Annotated in this window: 7 protein-coding genes and 1 CRISPR repeat array; of the genes, 6 read left to right on the top strand and 1 reads right to left on the bottom strand. The window is 46.1% G+C overall.

Annotated elements, in window-relative coordinates:
- Positions 1 to 17: 17 nt before the first annotated feature.
- The 4 genes from IQ257_RS24170 to IQ257_RS31250 all read left to right on the top strand — a co-directional run bounded on the left by IQ257_RS24170 (position 18) and on the right by IQ257_RS31250 (position 8,158).
- Positions 18 to 1,142 (top strand): THUMP domain-containing class I SAM-dependent RNA methyltransferase, encoded by a 1,125-nt coding sequence (locus IQ257_RS24170; RefSeq protein ID WP_193878621.1) that lies wholly within the window; start codon positions 18 to 20, stop codon positions 1,140 to 1,142.
- 674 nt (positions 1,143 to 1,816) lie between these two features.
- On the top strand, positions 1,817 to 5,485 hold the full coding sequence (locus IQ257_RS24165) for a response regulator (protein WP_193878625.1): 3,669 nt from the start codon (positions 1,817 to 1,819) through the stop codon (positions 5,483 to 5,485).
- A 296-nt stretch (positions 5,486 to 5,781) separates the two neighbouring features.
- Positions 5,782 to 6,322: a CRISPR direct-repeat array (repeat unit 37 nt; unit sequence GTCGAAATCCTCTATAATCCCTATCAGGGATTGAAAC).
- 500 nt (positions 6,323 to 6,822) lie between these two features.
- Entirely contained in the window at positions 6,823 to 7,596 is a 774-nt protein-coding gene (locus tag IQ257_RS24160; RefSeq protein WP_193878619.1) for a DUF3747 domain-containing protein, read from the top strand.
- Positions 7,597 to 7,714: 118 nt separating this feature from the next.
- Complete coding sequence (locus IQ257_RS31250; RefSeq protein ID WP_322744453.1) at positions 7,715 to 8,158, top strand: hypothetical protein; 444 nt, start codon at positions 7,715 to 7,717, stop codon at positions 8,156 to 8,158.
- Here the strand turns inward: IQ257_RS31250 and IQ257_RS24150 are convergent.
- Positions 8,155 to 9,402, bottom strand: a complete 1,248-nt coding sequence (locus IQ257_RS24150) for a glycerophosphodiester phosphodiesterase family protein (protein WP_228060984.1) — start codon at positions 9,400 to 9,402, stop codon at positions 8,155 to 8,157. The genes IQ257_RS31250 and IQ257_RS24150 overlap by 4 nt on opposite strands.
- Positions 9,403 to 9,531: 129 nt before the next feature.
- On the opposite strand from IQ257_RS24150, the gene IQ257_RS24145 reads away from it, so the two are divergent.
- Positions 9,532 to 14,184: a PAS domain S-box protein gene (locus IQ257_RS24145; protein ID WP_193878617.1), complete on the top strand. Its 4,653-nt coding sequence runs from the start codon at positions 9,532 to 9,534 to the stop codon at positions 14,182 to 14,184.
- Positions 14,185 to 14,527: 343 nt separating this feature from the next.
- Positions 14,528 to 17,201: GAF domain-containing protein (locus tag IQ257_RS24140; protein ID WP_265586113.1), on the top strand; the 2,674-nt coding region annotated here is incomplete at its 3' end.

The raw sequence follows: 17,201 nt of genomic DNA, 5'->3' as shown, positions 1-17,201 counted from the left end.
CCCCTACCCCCTAACGAATGAACCAATACTTTGCTACCGTTGCCCGTGGTTTAGAAGCGATTGCGGCAAAAGAACTGGAACGCTTAGGCGCACTGGAAGTCCGTCCTGATTTTACTGGGGTGCATTTTCAGGGCGATCGCACCTTAATGTACCGTGTAAATCTCTGGGCAAGAACTATTTTTCGGGTGCTGGTAATTTTGGCTGAATTTCCCTGTTCAGACGCGAATAGTCTCTATCAAGGGGTGCAAAGTATCTCGTGGGAGCGCTATCTCCAACCTCACCAAACCTTTGCCGTTAACGCAACTGGGGGTAATCGCCAACTCAACCACACCCATTTTACAGCGCTACAGGTAAAAAATGCGATCGCAGACCAACAGCGCCGCCAATTCGGTCAGCGCTCTAGCGTTGATACCAAAAATCCCGATATTTTAGTTAACAGTCATATCCATCAAAACCGTTGTATTTTAAGTCTGGATAGTTCCGGTGCCAGCCTGCACCGTCGCGGATACCGACCCGCCGTGGGACTGGCACCTCTCAAAGAAACCCTCGCAGCAGCTTTATTGGAACTGGCAGAGTACTCACCAACGCTACCCTTTTTAGACCCTTTGTGTGGTTCGGGAACCTTACCCCTAGAAGCCAGTTTAAAAGCCTTGAACATTGCGCCTGGACTGTTTCGCCAACGGTTTGGGTTTGAGAGTTGGCTCGATTTTGATAAAAATCTCTGGGAAGAGTTGCTTCAAGAAGCTGAAACTAGCAAATTACAGAATCTGTCAGCACCCATTATCGGCAGCGATCGCAATGGTGATATCCTCAACCAAGCTCGAATGAATGCCGAACGCTGCGGTGTTATCGATCAAGTTACCTTTATTCAAAAGGAGCTATCCCAGCTCGAACCCCCAGCCGATCGGGGTGTAATTATCTGCAACCCCCCCTATGGCGAACGTCTGGGGAATGTCAGAGAACTGGGGGAATTCTACAAATTACTGGGGGATGTTTTCAAACAGCGCTTCAAAGGCTGGACTGCATTTATTTTAACTGGAAACAAAGAGTTGGCAAAGCGGGTGGGGCTGAAAGCGTCTCGCCGAATTCCATTGTATAACGGCTCACTACCTTGTACGTTTTTACTATATGAATTGTATTAAACCCTCAAAATCAGGTAGGATTTAGGCTTGATCATTACCCAGATTCACTCTTGTCATGGAATTTTTAGATGAGCTCCGGGCTTTGCCCCAGTACTTTTTCCGAGATGCACTTGCACAAGAAATCTGCTGAACCTTTACTAGGCTTGCAGTCCATGGGACAATTGTACAAGAACTCGTGCAACTTTAAGTTTCTAGAGAGATAGTATTGTACAAGTAGGACATTGCCTCCGGGCTTCCCAAGGTGGAGCTTTCCTGGAAGTTCAACCCAATCAAACGCCTGCATTCGGGATAACCCAAACTGTCAAAGTAGGGTTTCAAGACGCTGATTTTCATGACTAGCGAAAAAATCACTATTGGTCAACCGCTTTTCGCAGTAATCAGCACTGGATGGAAGGCTAAAACACTAGCAGCAATTGTTGCAGTGAACTTCCCCGTAGCGAGGAGATAACCCTACTGAAAAACAAAAATTAAAATCGATTGGGGTGCACCACTGACTACAGCCACAGACCCGAATCGTCTCAGAACGATTACTATGCTTCTTAAAGCCAGCCTTGAAACTCAAACCGATTGTTCGAGCCGGAGATGGCTCACCGAACCAGCCATTCCATCGGGAAGCATCTGTGAAGAGCGTGCAGACTGTACTTAATCAATCTCTGGCAGCAGGAGAGCGGTGCATGAGATCCCACGAAATGAGCAAGCCTAAACTTCTGGTTGTCGATGACGAACCCGACAATCTTGACTTGCTTTACCGGACATTCCATCGAGACTACAAAGTATTGAGGGCAGATAATGGTCCGGCAGCCCTGGAAGTTTTAGCCCAGGAAGGGGATATTGCTGTAATCATTTCCGACCAGCGGATGCCGTTAATGAGCGGCACTGAGTTTCTAAGCATCACCGCTGCTCAGTACCCCGATATCATCCGAATTATTCTGACAGGCTACACCGATGTTGAAGACCTAGTAGAAGCGATCAACGCTGGTAAAGTATTTAAATATGTTACCAAACCCTGGAATGCCGACGAACTCAAGTCAGTTGTGCGGCAGGCAATGGATACCCACAACGTCTTAAAGTCTCGTACCAGCGAATTATGTCAGACACTGCGGCGAGAAACGCTCCTCAATACGGTGACGAACACCATTCGTAACGCCCAGTATGACCAAAGCGATCGCTCTCCTCTCCAAGACATCCTGCAACGGATCGTCGAAACGGTGGGTCATGTCCTAGAAGTAGATGTTTGTATTTTACGTCCCTTTCAGGAGGGGCAATTGGTCGATGAAGGCTTTGTTTATCAGCGATCACAGAGTGAACACTCCGGTAATGGGGCGACGCCCACCTTCAGCCAACCCACACCTAACCTATTCCCGGCAGAACTGACTTCCCGCTCAATTGTTACCGATAGCGTCTCCGATGCCAGCGAAGCCGTAACGCTCACGCCGCTTTTGACCCAGACGGTATGGGAAACCCGTGAAGTTAGCATTATTAACGATGTCTTAAGTGATGAGCGATTAACTGGGGATGATGCAGAAGCCAAACAGCGATTCCGTGCCTACCAGCAAGCTAATATTCGCTCAACCCTAATCGTACCTCTAGTCAGCCAACAAGAGTTGGTAGCAGTTATGGGACTGCATCAGCGTAGCGAAACCCATATCTGGGAAAATGACGAAATACAGCTCGTCGTCATGGTTGCCGATCAAGCTGCCCTTGCTATTTCTCAGGCACGCGCTTACGAACAGATCCATGCCTTAGCTACTCAGCAAACTTTAATTAACACGATTACAACTGCCATCCGTTCCACCCTAGACCCCCAAGAGATTTTCACCGCCATTACCCAACAGTTGGGGGTGGCGCTCAAGGTTGATGGTTGTGTCCTTTCTTTGTGGAGTGAAGAGGATGAGTTCGTTCAATGTGTCGGCTTGTACGATGGGAAATCGGCACAAGTCTGGAGAACACATATCCCCGATGCCAGCTTGGATGAGGAAGCGGGAATAGAGGGATCTCCCCTGTATTGCGAGATTGAGCAAGCTTCACCCAATGCCCCCCCAACTTACCTGCAACTGCCACAATCAAAAGTACCCATTTCTGGCAATCCGGTACTGCGACAGGTAGTCAGTACGTCTTCGCCAGTCGTCCTCAACGACCTAGCCGCAAGTCCAGACATGAACGGGTTTGACCTACCCCTGCGCCAACCTGCCCGTGCCCTGTTGGTAGTGCCATTACTTGTAGATGGCAAAATTATTGGTAGCATTACCCTGCGACAAATCAACAAACCCCGCCGCTGGCTGCCCTCTGAAATTGACTTGGCTCAAGCTGTAGCATCCCAGGCAGCGATCGCCGTTCAACAATCGCGGCTTTACCAAAAAACCAGGCAGCAAGCCGAGCGGTTGCTGGAATTAGACCGACAGAAAACTGAGTTTTTCCAAAATGTCTCCCATGAATTCCGTACACCTTTGACCCTGACCATTGGACCATTAGAATCAGCAGTCAATCAACAACAAGGATTATCCTACCCTCAAAGCGAAATTGCCCTGCGCAATTCCCGACGGTTGTTGCGGTTGGTCAATCAACTTTTAGATTTACAACGACTTGATGCCGGACGGATGCAATCGAGTTTTCGTCCCTGCGACCTGATCGAGTTTGTCAGCCAAATTATTGAAGCCTTTCGACCCTATTGTGAAAAGAAAGAAATCAGCCTTGCCTCCCAACTGATACCTTGTCCGCCAATTTATTTAGATGCAGAAAAATTTGACAAGGTACTTTACAACCTCTTGTCGAATGCAATGAAGTTTACCAACGCCAAAGGGAGAATTACCATTGCCATAGAACCGGCAGGAGACCATGTGCGGATGCGAATTACTGACACCGGTATTGGTATTAGCAAGGAGCAAATTCCCCATTTATTCGAGCGGTTCCGACAGGCAGAAGGGTCCCTAAATCGCTCCTATGAAGGCAGTGGTTTGGGACTGGCGTTGGTTAAAGAGTTGGTGGAACTCCACGGCGGTCAAATTTCGGTTAATTCAATTCCTGGAGAAGGGACGACGTTTACTGTTTGGCTGCAAACGGGAACCGCTCACCTACCCCTAGAGCAGATTCTGGAAGTGCCTACAGAAATTCAGTCGAGTCGGGCAGCGGTGGAATTAGCTGATTTGGAAATTGAATCGTCTTTGGAGGATGAGGAAGAGCAACAGAATAATGGACAGATACAGGAAATTGTCTCTCAGAACAGTTCCTTAGTTCAATCGTTGAACTCTGCTGGGGCTCACCAATCTGGGATTTTGGTCGTGGATGATAATACGGACTTGCGGAGTTATGTTTCCCTGATTTTGCGGCAGGCAGGCTATCAGGTTTGGACGGCTCGCAATGGACAGGAGGGATTTGAAAAGACGAAAACCCATCATCCTCACCTGATCGTAACGGATTTGATGATGCCTGGGGTATCGGGTTTGGATTTGATTCGCCTGATTCGGGAATCGGAGGAGTTGAAGGGGACGCCGATTGTGTTGCTAACGGCAAAGGCGGATGAAGCGAGTCGGATTGAGGGGGCAGAAAAGGGCGCAGATGCCTATCTGTCTAAACCGTTTAATGACCGGGAATTGCTGGCAGAGGTACGGAATTTGCTGGCGCTGAAGGAAAATGAGCAGCGGGTTGTGGAGTTGAATACCTATTTAACAGAGTCGGTGTTGCGGCGATTTTTGCCCCCAGCTATGGTTAAGAAGGCGGCAAGGGGAGAGCTGTTACTCGATTTGCATCCAGAACCGCGTTTGATTACAACGCTGTTTAGCGATATTGTGGGTTTTACGGAACTGTCGAATACTTTGCGATCGCGTCGGGTGGCAGAGTTACTCAACGAGTATCTGGCGGCTATGACCATTGCTGTGTTTGATAATGGCGGCACAGTAGATAAGTTCATGGGGGATGGGATTTTAGCGATTTTTGGTGCTCCCGAGGAATTGACGCCCCAGGAACAGGCGCGGCGAGCGATCGCAGCGGCACGGCAAATGCTACAGTCTTTAGAGGTATTGAACCAACAGTGGTTGGAAAAGGGAATTGTGGGGAATGGGGGACCGCCGCCAGTGCGGTTCCGGTGTGGTATTCACCAGGGAACGGCGGTAGTTGGGATGTTTGGGGGTAAGGAACGGTCTGATTATACGGCAATTGGACCCTCGGTGAATATTGCGGCGCGGTTGCAAGAAGCGGCAGAACCTAATTCGATTCTCGTGTCTGCTTCGGTTGCCGATTGGTTAGATGATGATGCGATCTCTAAGTACCGTCCCCTGAAGTTGAAAGGGGTGGATGAGACGGTTCTTACCTTTGCGGTTCAACCTCTGACAGTTAATTCCACCTAAAAGGCAGTGAGCTACTGCCAGATAATTCAATGCTTTTTTGCTTGATGGTGACAACCTGTAGGTGTTTTCTGAGGGTAATTCATTTTTGGGGCTGCATTCCTTATTCCACAAGGGTTTGCCGCTTTTACTCTGGCAGTGAGGGTGTCACGGTGGCTGAAAGCCTTGCTGGGAATAGATTTCAGCTAATTTTTTATTTTCCGCTTGTCAACTTTTGGCTCTGGAATGCTACTATAAGAGGAGGTTGTCACCAACGTACCTTGAAAACTGAATACAGTAAGGGTTCTGGATGTCTGCGGGTCGAAATCCTCTATAATCCCTATCAGGGATTGAAACTAGCTCATCCCCTATCGTGGGGTAAGTCTTGACGGGTCGAAATCCTCTATAATCCCTATCAGGGATTGAAACCTCGATGGACTTAAAGTAACCCTGATCGGTTAGGTGGTCGAAATCCTCTATAATCCCTATCAGGGATTGAAACACGCCACGAGAGGGATTCAGGAAAGGGGAAGCACGTCGAAATCCTCTATAATCCCTATCAGGGATTGAAACTTCCATTTCTTTGATAAATCTTGCACAAATGTAGGTCGAAATCCTCTATAATCCCTATCAGGGATTGAAACTAGATCAAATAATAGACGTAATCCGAGATCCATATATGTCGAAATCCTCTATAATCCCTATCAGGGATTGAAACCGTCTGCCCCAGCGTCTTGGTAATGCACACCTATGTCGAAATCCTCTATAATCCCTATCAGGGATTGAAACTGCTTCTTGTTCCCTCAAAGAAGCAAACGCCTTTTGTCGAAATCCTCTATAATCCCTATCAGGGATTGAAACTAAGCCTAAAGAGGCTCTATTTCCAATTGAAACTCCCCTTACAGCACTTTGCGAGTCAGTAAACCTCTTGCAAAAGTCAAAAACTCACCCCCCTCAATCCCCCCTTATAAAGGGGGGAAGTTAGAAACGAGGGGGGAAGCAAGAAAAATCAGACTCTTTCCCCTTACTAAGGGGAGGGATATAGTGCATTTTTTCAAGAGGTCTAGTGTGGTATAGCATTACAAGTTTAGGTTAGGACATCCCTACATCCTGAAACCCAGTCACAGATTACTGTTTCCTGTTTCCTGTTCCCCGTTCCCTAGCGCGTAGCGCTATACAGTTCCCCCCTTGATAAGGGGGGCTAGGGGGGTAAAAATGGAGTCTATTCACTATAAAACCGCTGTAATCCCTATCAGCGTAGGGCTTCCGGCGTTTTTCACTAAATCTGAAGTTAAGGGAGCTTATTTGGAGCTAAGAGCGTCTATCGTGAAATGTAGAAATTAGCTTCAATTACTTTAACCATGAAAAGTTTGCGATGGCTCAAAGCTACCTTGCTAGCGACAGCCTCCTGTCTGGCAGTTGGGGTGTTGAGTCCAACAATGGCTGGCACCTTTGACAACGCAGAAGTAAACGAGGATAACTTTATTGCTGTTGCGGCTCCCTTTGGAGAAGGCAAATATCAGTTGCTCATTATCGAACAGCGTTCTAATCAACGAGCGTGCTGGCAGGAGAGTGGCAGTAGTCCAACGGTTGTCGATCCTTTACTTTTAAATTTTGACTTTACGGGTATTTGCGGACGCAGTACTGACAGTAATGGTTATTCCATGCGGATGAGCGGTCAAGATTTGGGTTTAGACTACCTGCTCAGAATTGTAGAACGGAATGGGGAACTGCTGCTAGTCGGTACAAATCGGATGAATCGCCGTGCGCCAGAAGTTATTCTCGGCAGAAGCGGAGGTGTCAGTCAGGGCAATTTTCACAAAATTGTTCTCGAACCAAATTGGCGGTTGACGAGACGAACCTATCAAGGTAAGGCATTAGGACACCTCTATCTGACGAGTGATACGGCGGCTCCGGTTACGCCTGGGGTAAGTACAACTCCGCCACCGTTACCGCCTGCCGTGACGCGGGAAGCTGAACCTTCAAAACCTGCGCGGGAGTTTATTTTTACGAAGCCAGATGATGAGCCAACGGCTCCGTCGGTGGAAGTGCCGACTATTGAGGTTCCGGCAGGGGGTTCTCAAACGTTGCCGCCGCCTCCTTCGGATCGGACTGTACCCGTGTTAGGGAATTGATGATTGGGTGGATTTTTGTAGGTATCGTAGGGACACGGCAATGCCGTGTCCTGATATCTAACAACGTTAATCCACCTTTAACACAAATATAGCAACTGCCAAGACGGTTAGGACATATATGAATTTAGTAGAGACGTTCCGGCGGAACGTCTCTACCAGAGTTTGTCCTATTGCCTTTACCTGCTGGAAAGCAATTCCTAATCATTTTTCTTATCTTGAATTTGGTAAGTCGGTTGATTATTTCCAGCAGCAGAATTGCTTACCAGCATTCAAGGAGTGCTTCCGTGAGTACAAAGAGTTAGGTAGTCATGCTCTCCAAGCAACAATTAAGCGTGTTGAGAAAAAGTCTTTGTCTCAACGGGTTCATCAATGCTCTAGCTGTGGCTATACCGAAGACAGGGATGTAGCATCAGCTATTGTGTGCGTCAATTACGCACTGGGGGTAGGAACTACCCTCACAAACGTCGATGATTCTAGCTCTACGACAAAGACTCGTAAGCATACGGGAGCTATGTCGCAACTAGGTCAAATGAAGCGTAAGAAACTTCGTCCATGCAACTAGCATGGGCGGAGTAGTTCATTTAGATACTTTCCTGCACCCCCTCGAGGATCGGGTGGCGTGAAGGGATAAAGCTGACTAGCAACCTCAAACGCTTTATCTGGAAAGTCGCTGAACAATCCATCAATACCCAAGCTGAAGAATTGCTGATACTCTAGCTCCGGATTTCCTTGATAATCTGGAGCTAAAAAAACATCTTCATTGCGGAACGTCCAAGCGTGGACAAGTAGACCCTCGGCGTGGGCATCTTCAACCAATGAGGTAGGATCAACTAAGCTTCTATCAGTACCAGTGGGTACAATCAGCCGTTTGTTAACCCCAATACCATCGGCGTATTCGGCAATTTTCGCTAATCCTGCCGGAGTTGCCAAATCTAAATAAGTGCGATCGCTATTGTCGCTAGGGTCGAGGTCATTGATAAAATCGTAAGGCTGACCCGATACATTCAATAACTGTACCAGTAGCACCTCCGTCATCTCATTGAGGTCTTTCAGGTTAGCCGTTTCAAAGGACTGGATGAAAACCGGAGCCTGGGGTTCAGTGTAGCCGTACTGGTTGAGTATTTCAACAAGGGGTTCTTCGAGGGATAACCTGATAGAGTCAAAATAGGTGGGATGCTTGGTTTCTGGGTAAATGCCGATAGTGCGCCCTAGTTCAGCACTTTTGCTCTGGGCTAGCTGAATGACTTCTTCCAGAGTCGGCACTTCAAATAGATTATCAAACTCAGTCCCCCGCAGTTGTGGAAGTCGCTCTTTGGCTCGTAAGGTTTTCAGTTCTGCTAAGTTGAAGTCTTCAGTAAACCAACCCGTAAGTTCTTGACCATCAATAATTTTAGTCGTCAGGCGGTCAGCAAATTCCGGACGCTCTACTACATCTGTCGTTGCCTCAATCACCTCGCCTGTATCAGGATTCAAAATAGCGATCGCATTTTCGTGACGGACAACCAAAACCCCATCTTTAGTTATTACCAAATCGGGTTCGATATAGTCCGCCCCCATTTCAATCGCCAGCTCATACGCCGCCAATGTATGCTCCGGACGGTAGCCACTTGCACCCCGGTGAGCAATCACCAACGGACGGGGAGCAGTACTGACAAAATCGGTGATCGAAATAGTATTCACCTCAACATTATTCAACGTGAAATAGGTATGAGCTAAGATGCCACGTAATCCAGTAATTTTACGCCACTCAATCTCTGGGTAGCGTTCCCAAATATTCTGGGGTACATTTTTGGCAGCTTTATTCAAGATGCGATCGCTCCGCTGATTTTAGCTGTGTCCTCGTAGGTTTGGGAAGATTGCTCCTTCTCCCCTTATTGCTATCTGCCTTAAGGTAGAAAGAGAAAGTGAGATGACACAACTGAATCGGAGTCACCCTTGCGCATTCAATCTCTCAACCGCTTAACTGCCAGAATCGCTGGAAAACTTCCCCTGCGGACTGTCCTGATTGTCCCTTTTGTCTTGCAAATCGTTGGAACGGTGGGGTTGGTGGGGTATCTTTCCTTCAAAAGTGGGCAACAGGCGGTTGAAGATTTAGTAGATCAGTTGATGGCAGAAACGGGCAATCGCGTCACTCAAGAGCTGAACAGCTACCTCAAAACGGCTCACTACCTTAATCAGTCCCATATTGCTGCTCTGGAATCTGGCACAATCAATCTGGAAAACTTAGATCAACTCCATCGATATCTCATCCAACAACATCGTTACTTGCCAGAGGTGACAAGTCTGATGTTAGGGACTGCTCAGGGAGATTTTCGCCTGATTCACCGGGTTAGCCCTACTCAATTTGAAGCAGCATTAACTCATATTAAGCCGACAGAATTACCCTTTGAAGCTGGACGCTCACAGCCCAATAATCCAAATCAGTTAAAGCTTTATGCCATTGATCAGGGAGGGAATTTAGTTAGATATTTAGAAACCCTAGAGAACATTGATGTCCGAGAACGTCCTTGGTATCGTCGTGCCATTGAAACAGGAAAACCAGGGTGGAGCGAGCCTTTCCAAATCGGAGTCTCAAATCTACTAACCATTAATGCCTATACCCCCTTCTATAACGCCTCTCAACAGCTAGAAGGGGTATTCTCCGTCAACCTCAGTCTTGAACAGCTCAATGACTTTCTCAAAACACTCCCTATCAGTAAAAGAGGACAGGTGTTTATTTTAGAGCGAAATGGTCTGTTGATTGCCAACTCTGCTGCACAACCCTCTTTCATTTCCTTGAATCCTAAGTCTCTTTCACCCGATGACATTTCTCAACCGGGAGAAATCAAATTTCGGCGGCTATCTGCGTTGGAGAGTGCCAACCCCGTGATGAGAGCAGCGACTCAGCAGTTAGAGAAAACCTTTGGCAGCTTGAAAACCATCCAATCAGCCCAACAATTAGAGATGGATATGCAGGGCAATTCTCCTGCAAAAAGGCTTCATGAACACCATTTTATCCGCGTCATTCCCTATCAAGATGACAAGGGTTTAAATTTGTTGATTGTGACGGTTGTTCCAGAATCAGATTTCTTGGCACAGATTCACACCAATACTCACACCACTATTCTGCTGTGTATTGCTGCTTTAATCATTTCTACAGGGATTATTTATTATATTAATAGGTTTGCTGATATCACTCAACGCAAACAAACCGAACAACTCTTAGCTGACTACCATCATACCTTAGAATCTCAAGTTGCCGAACGTACAGCCGAAGTAGTTTGTACTAATGAGCGATTAAAACTGGAAATTGGTGAGCGCAAATTGATAGAAGCAAAGCTTCAGAGTTCTACTCAACAAGTTCGCATAATTTTCGATTCAATTACCGATATTGTACTCATTATTGATCAGAAAAAAAGCATACAAATTATACCAACAAGGGTAATCTACGGAGACGCCTGGGATACTAATCGGCTCAACTTGATAGTCGAGCCATTTTTTCAAGAGGATACTGAAGAGATTTGGTTTGCTCCAGTGCAACAGGTATTGACAACTCAGCAAAGTATCAATTTTGACTATAGTCTACTTATCAATAACCAAAAGATTTGGTTAAGTGCTTGCATTTCTCCCTTACCAGATAATCGAGTGGTTTGGGTTGCCCGTAATATTAGCGATCGCAAACAGGCAGAGGAAGCATTACGAAAGAGTGAGGAGCATTATCGAGAACTTTTTGAGAAGAGCGTGGATGGCATTGTATTCACACAAAGGGAGGGGAGATTTCTGAATTGCAACGCCAGCTACCAAAAGATGCTGGGGTATTCTCTAGAGGAACTCCAGCAAAAAAACTATCAAGAAATAACACCTGATAAGTGGGATTCAATGGAGTCTGAAATTGTCGAGAAACAAATTATTGGCAGGGGATACTCCGATACCTACGAAAAGGAATATATTCGCAAAGATGGGATAATATTTCCGGTTGAAATTAGCGCTTATTGTCAGAGAAATGAGGCGGGGCAACCGGAAATAATGTGGGCGATTGTGCGAGACATTACCGATCGCAAACGCTTTGAAGCAGAACTGGAAGAGAGAAACCATTTTATTGAACAAGTTACCAATAATTCTCCTCAACTTCTCTACCTCTTTAACCCAATCACTGGCAGCAATCTCTATATCAATCGCCAATCCATCAAAATCCTCGGCTATTCTCCTCAAGAAATACTGCAACGCGGTTCTCAGTTCTTCCTAGATGTTTTACATCCTGATGACTTACCGCTACTTGAACGCAACCTCAACTATTGGAAAACTGCTGTTGATGGCGAGGTTTTGACAACTGAAATTCGGTTTCAGCGCAAGGATGGTTCCTGGTGCTGGTTGCTATCGCGGGAAGTTGTCTTTGCCAGAGATGAGAATAATCAAGTCATCAATATTTTAGGTACTGCTCAGGACATTAGTGATCATAAATTTGCACAGGAAAAACTAAGGCATAGTGAAGAGCAGCTCAATATTATCATTACCAACACCTCTGACAGTATCATGATTATCAATCAGGAGGGTTGGGTGCTTTTTGCCAACCCAGCCGCCACCCAGCTATTTAATATGTCCCTAGATGAGTTACTTGACTATCAGTGGGGAATACCTTTAGGAGAAACCACAGAGTTAGAGTTAATCAGTAATAAAGAAATTCGGACTGCCGAAATGAAAGCCACTCAAATGCAGTGGCTGGGAGAAATCGCCTATGTTGTTGCCTTGCGAGATATTAGCGCTCGCAAGCAAGCAGAACAAGCCTTACAAAAGTACGAATGGATTGTTTCAGCGACAGCCGATGGTATTGCATTATTAGATCAGAATTATATCTATCAAGTCGTTAATCAGACCTATTTAACTTGGCATAAGAAACGGGATGATCAGATTCTCGGACATTCAGTTTCTGAAGTTTTGGGCGCGGACGTATTTGAAACTGTAGTTAAAGAACGCTTAGATCGATGTCTGACTGGGGAGACAATTGATTGGCAATTGTGGTTTGAATTTCCGAAAAAAAACCGACGTTTTTTAGGCATTACTTACTCTCCTTATACTGAAATAGACCAAACAATCTCAGGGGTAGTTGTTAGTCTACGTGACTTAACTGAACTGCAACAGGCAAAAGAAGAAGCCGAAGCCGCTAACCGCGCCAAAAGTCAATTTCTAGCAAATATGAGTCACGAACTCCGCACCCCCCTCAATGGTATTTTAGGCTACGCCCAAATTCTGCAAGGTGATAAAAATTGCACTCCCAAGCAAAAGAAAGGAATTGACACAATTTACCAGTGCGGTGAATACCTACTCACGCTGATTAACGATATCTTAGACTTGTCTAGAATTGAAGCTGATAGACTCGAACTTTACCCAAACGCTTTTCATTTCCCCTCTTTTTTCACAGATCTAGTAGAAATTTTCTGCCTCAAAGCTACCCAAAAAGACATCATCTTTAACCACATTCTCCTTACCCCCCTCCCAGCAGTCGTTCATGTTGATGAAAAACGACTCCGCCAAGTCTTAATGAACCTGCTTTCTAATGCCGTAAAATTTACCGATAGAGGTAGCGTAACGTTTACAGCAAGTGTCATTCATCCTGAGTCATTCGTGATTAATGATTCCCAAGGAACAAATAACAAAGGGCAAATTATCCTACAAAAAACTCGCTTTCAAATTGAAGATACAGGCATCGGCATGACGCCAGAACAAGGTGAAAAAATATTCTTACCCTTCGAGCAAGTGGGGGATACTTCCCGGCGTTCAGAAGGAACTGGGTTAGGATTAGCGATTAGTCAGAAAATTGTTGAGTTAATGGGTAGCGAAATTTTTGTCGAGAGTACCCCCGATGTTGGCAGCAAATTTTGGTTCGATGTAGATTTGCCAGTTGTTTCAACCACGATAGAGCAAATACCAGCAAAATCAAGGTATGCTATTGTTGGCTATTCTGACACTAGACAAACAATCCTCGTTATCGATGACCGTTGGGAAAATCGGGCAATTTTGATGAATATCTTAGAACCCCTTGGCTTTGAAGTTATAGAAGCAGGAAATGGACAAGAAGGGTTAGAAAAGGCAGTTGCGCTTCAACCCGATTTAATAATCACTGACTTAGTGATGCCTGTGATCAATGGCTACCAGATGACGCAACAACTCCGGCAATTACCCGAGTTTCAGACTACACCGATTATTGCAATTTCAGCGAATGCCTTTGAATCTGACCGACTTCAGAGTTTAGATGCTGGCTGCAATGATTTTCTCTCTAAACCCATCAACGTTAAAGACTTATTAACCCAAGTCAAAAGTTACTTAAATTTATCCTGGATTTATGATCAAGCTGGGGCTGAGGAATGTTTGACTAGCCCCTCAGAAATAGTGATACCCCCAACAGAGGAATTAGTTCCTTTGTATCAAGCTGCTAGGATAGGTGCTGTTGCAGGTGTTGAGCAGGAAATTCTGCGACTTGAGTCCTTAAGCCCTGAGTATAGTGCTTTTGTCAGTAGAATACAGGAGCTGTCGGAGGAGTTTGATTATGAAGCCATTATCATCTTAATTGACCGCTCTGTTGCTGCGCCTAGTCACGACACCCCTGGTTGAGTGACAAAACCTGTGAGCAGATGCGCAGAAAGCTTTCTAGGAGACGAGTTGGGGGTAAGGGTGCTAAACTTTTGTCAGTCAATCAGTCCTTTGTATCTCTGGTGTGGAACTGGTTGCCAATGGGTGATTGTGAAGAGATTGCAAAGCTCGTTGCAAAATATCTTCATAATGACTCAGAATAAAAACGCAATAAGTTGCAGTTTTATATAAAATGCTAATACACCCAAATCATTCATTAAATCAAACCCTTAAAGGCAACTTATCAAACCCTGAGTTAGAGTCAAACCATAGCACTAACAAAGAGCGAATCCTAATCATAGATGATAGCCCTGCCAATCTGAAATTGGTTTCTGATTTTTTGAGAGCGTCAGGATTTGAGGTGCTGATTGCTAAAAGCGGTTTCCAAGCGTTGAATATTCTGGAAACTACTCAGCCAGAGCTGCTCATATTAGATGTGATGATGCCGGAGATGGACGGGTTTGAAACTTGCCGTCGCCTGAAAGCTTGGGAGAAGACGAAAGATATCCCCGTTATTTTTATGACAGCGGTGGCTGATTCGTCTAAGTCAGAGAATAAAGTGAAAGGGTTGAGCCTGGGGGCAGTGGACTATATCAGCAAACCGATTCAACTCGAAGAAGTTTTAGCCCGCGTCAAAATCCACCTCCATCTGCGTTTATTAACCCAGCAACTCCAATCCCAAAATACCCTTCTGCACCAGGAAATTTGCGCTCACGAAGCTGCTGCAAAGCATCGCCAACTGGCAGAATCAGAGTTAGCGAAAACGGCGCGGCGTTCTGCCTTACGCTCTGATATCGGATTTGCCGTCAGTCAGGAAAGCGATTTAGCCGCTATGCTTTTTCGCTGTACAGAAGCCTTTGTCCAACACCTTGATGTGGCATTCGCCCGAATTTGGACGCTGAACCCCCCAGAAAATATGCTGGAGTTGCAAGCATCGGCTGGGATGTATACTCACATCAACGGTACTCACGCGAGAGTGTCGGTAGGCAGTTTCAAAATTGGTCGCATTGCCTCAGAACGCCAACCCCACCTCACCAATGAGGTTAACAATGACCCCTACATCAGTAACCCAGAATGGGTGCGACAAGAGGCAATGGTGTCCTTTGCTGGCTACCCCCTGATTGTAGAAGAGCGGCTGATGGGTGTGATGGCAATGTTCGCCCGTCATCCCTTGGACGAAACGACCCTAGACACCCTCGCCTCCGTTGCCAACGAGATAGCGGTAGGAATTGAACGCAAACAAGCAGAAGCAAAACTCCGTATTTCTGAAGCGAGCCTAGCAGAAGCCCAGCGAGTTGCCCATATCGGAAATTGGGAATTTGATGTTCTTACTCGGAAGATTACCTGGTCAGAGGAGCTATTCCGCATTTTCGGTTTTGACCTGTCCCAACCCGAACCTACCTATAAGCAGCATATTCAGCAGATTCATCCCGATGACCGAGCTTTGTGGCAAAACAAAGTTATGCGAGCCATTCAAGAGGAACAATCCTTTAAATTTGACTTTCGGATTCTACGACGTGAAACCAACTCTTCTTCGCCGCCTTTCTTTGAAAAGAAGGAAGAGGGGGGTGAAATTCGTTACATTGAAGGACGAGGAGAAACAGTTGTTAACGAGCAAGGGCAAGTTATTAAACTCTTCGGTACGGCACTCGATATCACTGAACGCAAACAAGCCGAAACTCTGTTAGCTGAACAAAATCACATCCTCGAACTTATTGCCTCTAATGCACCACTCCCAGAAATTTTCACGACTCTTGCTGAGTTAGTTGAAGAATGCTCTCAACAGATGCGATGCTCGTTTCTCCTCCTTCAAGAGGGTAAGTTACACGTCGGTGCAGCTCCTAGTTTACCAGAGGGTTACAACCAAGCCATTGATGGGGTAGCCATTGGTCCTAATGTTGGCTCTTGCGGTTCAGCCGCCTATCATAAAAAAACTGTCATCGTTAGGGATATTGCCACCAATCCCCTATGGGCAGATTTCAAAGATTTAGCCCTATCTTACGGACTCAGAGCCTGCTGGTCTAGCCCCATTCTGTCCAGTGAAGGCACAGTCCTAGGAACCTTTGCCGGATATTACAACCAACCGACAACTGCCACGAACCTTGACCAAGACTTGATTGACCAAACCCTCTACCTTGCCAAGATAGCCATTGAACGCCAGCGATCGCAAGAGGCTCTGCGGCAATCAGAAGCACGAGAACGAGAAAAAGCCCAAGCGCTCAAGAAAGCTCTAGACGAATTGAAACAGGCTCAAACTCAACTCATTCAAACCGAAAAAATGTCGAGCTTAGGGAGAATGGTAGCAGGAGTCGCCCACGAAATCAATAATCCCGTTAGCTTTATCCTGGGTAATCTGAGCTGTGCCCGTGACTATTTTTACGGACTAAATCGTCTGATTAATATCTATCAGCAGAGTTACCCCAGCCCTACCCCTGACATTCTACAAATTGAGCGAGAAATTGACTGGGAGTTTTTAAAAGACGATTGGCAAAAACTCCTCCACTCCATGGAAGTGGGAGCTGAACGAATCGAGCAAATTGTTCTATCCCTAAGAAATTTTTCTAGACTAAATGAGTCCGAGCTAAAGCTTGTTGATATCCACGAAGGCATTGACAGCACTCTCCTAATTTTACAACACCGATTGAGAGCAGAGGGGACTCGCCCAAAAATAAAAGTTATTAAAGACTACGGTCAATTGCCTAACATTATTTGTTATGCCAGTCAATTGAATCAGGTATTTATGAATCTACTCTGTAATGCAATTGACGCTTTAGATTCGCAACCCTCGCCACGAATAATTACCATCCGCACTGAGGTAGGGAATGGGGGTGTTCTGGACAAGGAGACAAGGGGACAAGGAGACAAGGAGACAAGGGGACAAGGGGACAAGGAGACAAGGGGACAAGGGGACAAGGAGACAAGGGGACAAGGAGACAAGAGGACAAGGGGACAAGAGGACAAGGGGACAAGGAGACAAGGAGACAAGGGGACAAGGGGAC

The sequence above is a fragment of the Coleofasciculus sp. LEGE 07092 genome (assembly GCF_015207375.1).
In the GTDB taxonomy this organism is placed as follows: Bacteria; Cyanobacteriota; Cyanobacteriia; order Cyanobacteriales; family Coleofasciculaceae; genus LEGE-07092.
The sequence above is the reverse complement of the archived record's forward strand: the minus strand, read 5'-3'. Positions and strand labels throughout refer to the sequence as shown.

Coding starts and splice junctions, on each gene's coding strand:
- IQ257_RS24170 (WP_193878621.1), top strand. CDS start 18: ATGAACCAATACTTTGCTACCGTTGCCCGTGGTTTAGAAGCGATTGCG.
- IQ257_RS24165 (WP_193878625.1), top strand. CDS start 1,817: ATGAGATCCCACGAAATGAGCAAGCCTAAACTTCTGGTTGTCGATGAC.
- IQ257_RS24160 (WP_193878619.1), top strand. CDS start 6,823: ATGAAAAGTTTGCGATGGCTCAAAGCTACCTTGCTAGCGACAGCCTCC.
- IQ257_RS31250 (WP_322744453.1), top strand. CDS start 7,715: ATGAATTTAGTAGAGACGTTCCGGCGGAACGTCTCTACCAGAGTTTGT.